This window comes from Streptomyces otsuchiensis, assembly GCF_004305975.1.
Taxonomy (GTDB): Bacteria; Actinomycetota; Actinomycetes; order Streptomycetales; family Streptomycetaceae; genus Streptomyces; species Streptomyces otsuchiensis.
The window spans coordinates 1-5928 of sequence record NZ_BHZI01000330.1 but is presented as its reverse complement, the minus strand read 5'-3'; the positions used below and the strand labels follow the sequence as shown (position 1 = coordinate 5928).

Genomic DNA, 5928 nt, shown 5'->3' with positions numbered 1-5928 from the left:
GCCGACAGCCCCCGGCCCGACCCAGCCGTGTCGGGCCCGCTGCGCGGCGGTGGCCGAACGGACCGGGTGCCGGTGGCGGACAACCGCCCCCGGCCGGACCCGGGCGTGCTGACGGCCTCCCCGGGGCGTCGGCGCGACCTGCCCGCCACCGAGCTGCGGCTGCTCAACCAGGGCCATCCGCCGCCGCTGGTGCTGACCGCCGACGGCGCCGTACAGCCGATCGTGCCCGGCGATCCGGCGCTGCCGCTCGGCCTGGCGGCGCTCGGCGGCCGGCAGGTCGAACCCTCCACCGTGCTGCTGGCGCCCGGCTCGGTCCTGCTGATGTACACGGACGGGCTGAGTGAGGCACGGGACGCGCGGGGCCGCTTCTACGACCCGGAGGTCCGGCTGCGCGGCTGCCCGGAGCGGGACCCGGACCGGCTCCTGGACTGGATCATCGAGGACGTCACCCGGCACGGCGGGATCGGGAACGACGACCTGGCCCTGATGGCCGTCAGCGCGACCGTGATGCCGCAGGACTTCGCCGACGACCTCGGCGACGACCTCGCCGAACCGCAACCGCCGGACGTGGCGGCGCCGGAGCCGCCCGCCCGGTGAGCCGGGGACCGGTGACCCGGCGGCCCGGGACGTCAATACGTCGAAGATCACACCCCTGAACGCCCGTACGTCGGCCCGGACGGCTCCGCCGCGTGACGTCCGCCCCACCGCGGCGGCGGTTCCCCGCCCGATCCGGGGCTCCGCCCGGCCCCGTCGCCCCCGTGGTGACCGCTCCCACCAGCCAGGACGCCGATTCACCGCATTATCACGGAGGGTTACGCAATGTCGGCGCTCCGCATAACGATTGAGGGGTCATCAATATCGATCCGGCAACCTCGGCGCGGAAATAATGTCCGCTTTGCGGGAGTTGGTGGGCGAACGCGCATGCTCTCTCCGGTACCGATTCCGCGGAGGGACTTGGAATCTCGGCCAGGCCTCTATTAACGTTTCATAACGCAGCGCGGTCGTCACCGCCGATGCCAGTGTCGGCGCCGCGCTCTGTCGCTCAATCCCGAGGTGTCGTCGCAGCTCAGCGGCGCCGTGGGAGCCGGGGAACCACTTTTCCGGGGTGAATCGGCCCGCAGGCAACCGCCGGTGGGCCGTAGGAGACCTTCCTGCTCCGAACCCGTCAGCTAACCCGGTCGGCGAAGGAAGGAAAGGAGAACGCCCCCGTGGCGTCTAATCGGCACGCCGCCGGCGAGGACCCGTTCGGTTCCTACGGCCAGCACGACCCGTACGGCTCGTACGGCTCCTATGGCTCGTACCCCGACGGCTACAACGGTCACGACGGCTCCCAGAGCCAGTACGGCCCCCACACCGCCTACGGCGACGGCGCGTTCGGCGACGGCGGCTACGCGGACGCCACCGCTCCCGCCGCCTCCACCGCCTACCCGGACACCACCGCCTACGGCATGGCCGACAGCGCGACGGCCGTGATGACGGAGCCGCTGACCGACACCGAGCCCTCCGCGCTCATCGACACCACGGTTCCCGCACACGCCTACTTCAGCCCCGACTTCGGCCCCGAGCGCGTCGACGACGGCACCGACGGCGAGTGGAACCCCGGAACCGAGACGCTGGTCCCGGTCCGAGGCCGCCACCGTGTTGGCCGCCAGCGCGGCGGAACGATGGCCCGCAGCCGCGCCGTTCTCGGCGTCGGCGTGATCGCGGCCGTCGGCGCCGGAGGAATGGCCTCCGCCAACGAGGGCGGCGCGCCCGGCCTCGGCGGCGCCGCCGACAAGGTCAAGGCGATGCCCGACAAGATCGGCGGGTTCTTCGGCTCCGACGGCACCGACCAGCAGACCGCGACGCTCATCACCGCCGCGCCGCTGACCTCCGCCGGCCTGATGGCCGGCACCGGCTCCGCGGACACCCTCGCCGCCGACCAGGACGAGGCGGGCGACCCCGGCGAGGCCCTGCGCTCCCGCATCCTCAAGCAGGCCGAGGCCCAGGACGCCCTGGCCGAGGCCGAACAGCGCGACGCCGCCGTCGGTGCCGCCATCGCCAACGCCTCCGCCGACGCCGCCACCTTCGCCGAGGAGGAGCGCGTCGCCGAGGAGGAGCGGCAGGAGGCCGAGAAGGAGCGCAAGCGCAAGGAAGCCGAGGAGAAGAAGCGCAAGGAGGAGGAAGAGCGGCTCGCCAAGCTGGCCGCCAGCTTCACCGCCCCGCTCAGCAACTACTCCCTCTCCGCCTCCTACGGCCAGTCCGGCGCCATGTGGGCCTCCGGGTACCACACCGGCCTCGACTTCTCCGCCCCCGCCGGCACGCCGGTGAAGAACATCCACACCGGCACCGTCACCGAGGCCGCGTGGGCCGGCAGCTACGGCTACCGCGTCACCGTCAAGCTCGACGACGGCACCGAACTCTCCTACAGCCACCTGTCGTCGATGTCCGCCGTGGCCGGCCAGAAGGTCACCACCGGCGACGTCATCGGCCACGTCGGCTCGACCGGAAACTCCTCCGGCCCGCACCTCCACCTGGAGGTCCGGCCCGGCGGCGGCAGCACCATCGACCCGCTCAGCTGGATGCGCAACAACGGCATCCAGGTCTGAGCCGGCACGCACCGGGACACACACGGCGGGACGGTCCGGCAGGGCCGTCCCGACCAGTCGCGGCACGCACCACCGCACTCCGCACCGGGCTCGGCCGGCTCGCCCACGCGCCGGCCTTCCTGACACGCGGCACCGAACCAGTGCACCGAACCAGTGCTCCGAACCAGTGCTCCGAACCAGTGCTCCGACCGGCCGGGTGACGCGCGCTCACGAGCAGCGTTCGCCACTCCGGCCTCCCGGGCGGCGCGGACCCACCACCACGGTGGTCCGCCCGCCCGCCCCGATCGCCGACGGCCCTGACGACATTCCCCCGACGTCAGGGCCGTCGGTCTGTCCGCCTCCGCCGTTCGGGGAGACCCGCGCCCCACGGGGAACACCGACCGCCCTCGGCGCCGTTGGTCCGACCATGACTTCCAGGACACTCGGCTCACTGACCGTCTCCCCACTCTGCCTCGGCGGCAACGTCTTCGGCTGGACCGCCGACGAGGCCACCTCCTTCGACATCCTCGACGCCTACGCGGACGGCGGCGGTCTGTTCGTCGACACCGCCGACAGCTACTCGGCGTGGGCGCCGGGCAACAACGGGGGCGAGTCGGAGGAGATCATCGGCCGCTGGCTCGAACGCGGCGGGCGCGGCCGCGGCCTCGTCATCGCCACCAAGGTCGGAGCCCACCCGGAGTACCGCGGCCTGGCACCCGCCACGCTCAAGGCCGCCACCGAGGAGTCGCTGCGCCGCCTCGGCGTCGACACCATCGATCTGCTGTACACCCACTTCGACGACGAGACCGTCGAGGTCTCCGACATCGTCACCGCCCTCGACGACCTGGTGCGCGAAGGCAAGGTGCGGGAGATCGGCGCCTCCAACATCAGCCCCGAACGGCTCCGCGCCTCACTCGACTTCTCCGCCCGCGAGGGCAAGGCCGCCTACGTCGCGCTCCAGCCCAAGTACAACCTGGTCGCCCGGAACGCCTACGAGGGGCCACTCGCCGAGGTCGCCGCCGAGTACGGACTCGGCGCCGTCCCCTACTCCGCGCTCGCCTCCGGCTTCCTCACCGGCAAGTACCGCGACGGGGCGACCGTCGACAGCCCCCGCGCCTCGGGGGCCGGACGCTACCTCGACACCATCGAAGGGCCACGGGTGCTCAGCGCGCTCGACCAGATCGCGACCGGCCGGGAAGTCGCCCCGGCCACCGTCGCCCTCGCCTGGCTCGCCGCCCGCCCGACGGTCACCGCGCCGATCGCCAGCGCGCGCGACGTCGAGCAGCTGGCGCCGCTGCTCGCGCTGCGGGAGTTCGAGCTCACCACGGCTGAACTCAGCACGCTGGACGAGGCGTCCGGGCCCTCCGCGGTTTGACGCCGTTGAAGCCGAGGGGCGGCGGGGGCGCGGGCGTCCGGCCGTCCTGGGCCCGCCGGCGGTACACGCTCCGGCTCACCCGGTGGCGGACCGCGCCTCGTCCCACAGGGCGCGGGTGAGGCCGGCGGCCGGGCCGGTCCGGGCGTGGCGGAAGCCCGTCCCGGCCCACAGCGCCATCGCCTCCGGCGCGCCCGCCCGGACCGCCGCCGTGCGCAGCGGCGCGGTCAGCCGGTGCACCTGCGGGTACGCACGCGGGGCGTGCGCGCCGTGGGCCTCGGTGAAGTCGCTCCGCAGCGCGCGGGCGGGGCGCCCGGTGAACGCCCTGGTGACCGTCGTCGCGGTGAAGGCGGGGTCCACCAGCGCGTCGCGGTGCGGACGGGAGGTACCGGCTTCGTCCGTCCGCAGGTATGCGGTGCCCAACTGCGCGGCCACCGCGCCTGCTTGGAGCACCGCTGCGATGTCCCGCCCGTCGGCCAGCCCGCCCGCCGCCACCAGCGGCACCCGCACCCGCCGGGCGATGCCCGCCACCAGTTCGGGCAAGGGGGCCGTCCCCGGTTCGTCGTCGACCCGGTGGGTGCTCCGGTGGCCGCCGGCCTCCGGACCCTGCACGCACAGCGCGTCCGCCCCCACGGCCACCGCCGCCTCGGCCTCCGCAACCGAGGTCACCGTCACCACCAGCGCACTGCCCGCGGCCCGCAGCGCCGCGACCTCCTCCGCGCCGGGCAGACCGAAGGTGAAGGACACCACCGTCACCGGGTCGGCCACCAGACCGCGCACCTTCGCGTCGTAGTCATCCCGGTCGTACAGGTCGCCCTCGGGCAGCGTGACCCCGAACCGCTCGGCCTCGGGCCGCAGTTCGGCCCGGTACGCCGCCAGAGCGTCGTCCCCGCCTCGCTCGCCGGGCACGAACAGATTCACGCCGAACGGCCGGTCCGTCCGACCGCGAACCGCCGCCACCTGCTCCGCCAGCCGGTCAGCCGACAGATAGCCGCCCGCCAGAAACCCCAGAGCGCCGGCCTCGGAGACCGCCGACACCAGCCCGGGCGTCGCGACACCCCCCGCCATCGGCGCCTGAACCATCGGCACCACCGGCACGACGAACGCCCCGCCCGTCCCGGACCCCGCCACACCGACCCGCTCCACCATGCCCCCATCGTCGCACCCCGAGCGCTTCCGCTGCCTGTGTCGGCCAACTCGCGCGCCGAACAGCTGGACGCCGCCGAGCGCCGGACTAGCTGCGCGGGCCGGGGAGCCGTGGACCGCCGACGCCGTCCTGGGCATTGCCACGAAGCAAGTCGGAATTGTGCTTCGCCAGACCTGGCAGAAGTGCCGGGATGCCTGCCGCCGGAACGTCACGCGGCAGCTCGAGCTGACAGGACTCCCAGCGCCCTTGACTGCCTCGATCGTCGGGGACGTGGGAGCAGATCCACTGGCGTGGCACAGTGGCAACTCGCACAGGGGCGAGCGCTGCTGTCAACTGGAGAAGCACCAGGTGCCAGTGGCTGTCGCGGACCATCGTCTCGTATTCGTGACGTGACAGGTAAAAGCGCGAGTGAGTGGGCAGGGTCTTTGAGAAGTGATCTTGTGTCCGGGTTCGTCAGGTCAGGCCGAGAGCGGTGAGGGGCCGCTGGTGGTCGCGGCCCGTGCGGCGGAGTGCGGCGGCGATGTTGGTGTGGCCGTCCTGGCGGTGGACGCCGATGGCGAGGTTGCGCAGGCCGGCCATGACGCGGGGCAGGTGCCGGGTGCGGATCTTGGAGGCGTCCTCGTGGAAGGTGCGGTCCCGGACATGGTGGAGCTGGTTCTCGATGTGCCAGTGTCCGCGGATCCAGGCCGCGAGTTCGCTGCCGGTGGCCGCGCCGGGCGGCAGGCTCGTGACCAGGTAGATCCGCTCGATCGTCAGCTTGCCGGAGCCCAGGTCCCGCCTCCAGCGCACGACTTGGAGGGCCTGGCGTGCGTGCGGGTAGTCGAGGTGGGCGAACGCGGCGG

General features: G+C 73.3%; 4 protein-coding genes, 1 pseudogene and 1 riboswitch. Of the genes and pseudogenes, 3 read left to right on the top strand and 2 right to left on the bottom strand.

Annotated elements, in window-relative coordinates:
- The 3 genes from E0D90_RS22895 to E0D90_RS22885 form a co-directional block, all read left to right on the top strand.
- Positions 1 to 597 (top strand): PP2C family protein-serine/threonine phosphatase (locus tag E0D90_RS22895; RefSeq protein ID WP_130799904.1); only part of this gene is annotated, 597 nt, incomplete at its 5' end.
- 432 nt (positions 598 to 1029) lie between these two features.
- Positions 1030 to 1199: riboswitch (cyclic di-AMP (ydaO/yuaA leader) on the top strand.
- A 9-nt stretch (positions 1200 to 1208) separates the two neighbouring features.
- Positions 1209 to 2588, top strand: coding sequence for a M23 family metallopeptidase (locus tag E0D90_RS22890; RefSeq protein WP_227870423.1), 1380 nt, complete (start codon positions 1209 to 1211; stop codon positions 2586 to 2588).
- A gap of 406 nt (positions 2589 to 2994) precedes the next feature.
- Entirely contained in the window at positions 2995 to 3942 is a 948-nt protein-coding gene (locus E0D90_RS22885; protein WP_130799903.1) for an aldo/keto reductase, read from the top strand.
- Between the two features lie 75 nt (positions 3943 to 4017).
- Here E0D90_RS22885 and E0D90_RS22880 read toward each other — a convergent pair whose 3' ends face one another.
- Positions 4018 to 5088, bottom strand: a complete 1071-nt coding sequence (locus tag E0D90_RS22880) for a nitronate monooxygenase (protein ID WP_130799902.1) — start codon at positions 5086 to 5088, stop codon at positions 4018 to 4020.
- Positions 5089 to 5539: 451 nt separating this feature from the next.
- Positions 5540 to 5928: pseudogene (locus tag E0D90_RS26780) on the bottom strand (ISAs1 family transposase); the annotation flags it as partial.

What these genes read in the sequence shown, in the direction of transcription:
- E0D90_RS22880 (WP_130799902.1), bottom strand. Translation starts at nt 5,088, where the DNA reads ATGGTGGAGCGGGTCGGTGTGGCGGGGTCCGGGACGGGCGGGGCGTTC.
- E0D90_RS22885 (WP_130799903.1), top strand. Translation starts at nt 2,995, where the DNA reads ATGACTTCCAGGACACTCGGCTCACTGACCGTCTCCCCACTCTGCCTC.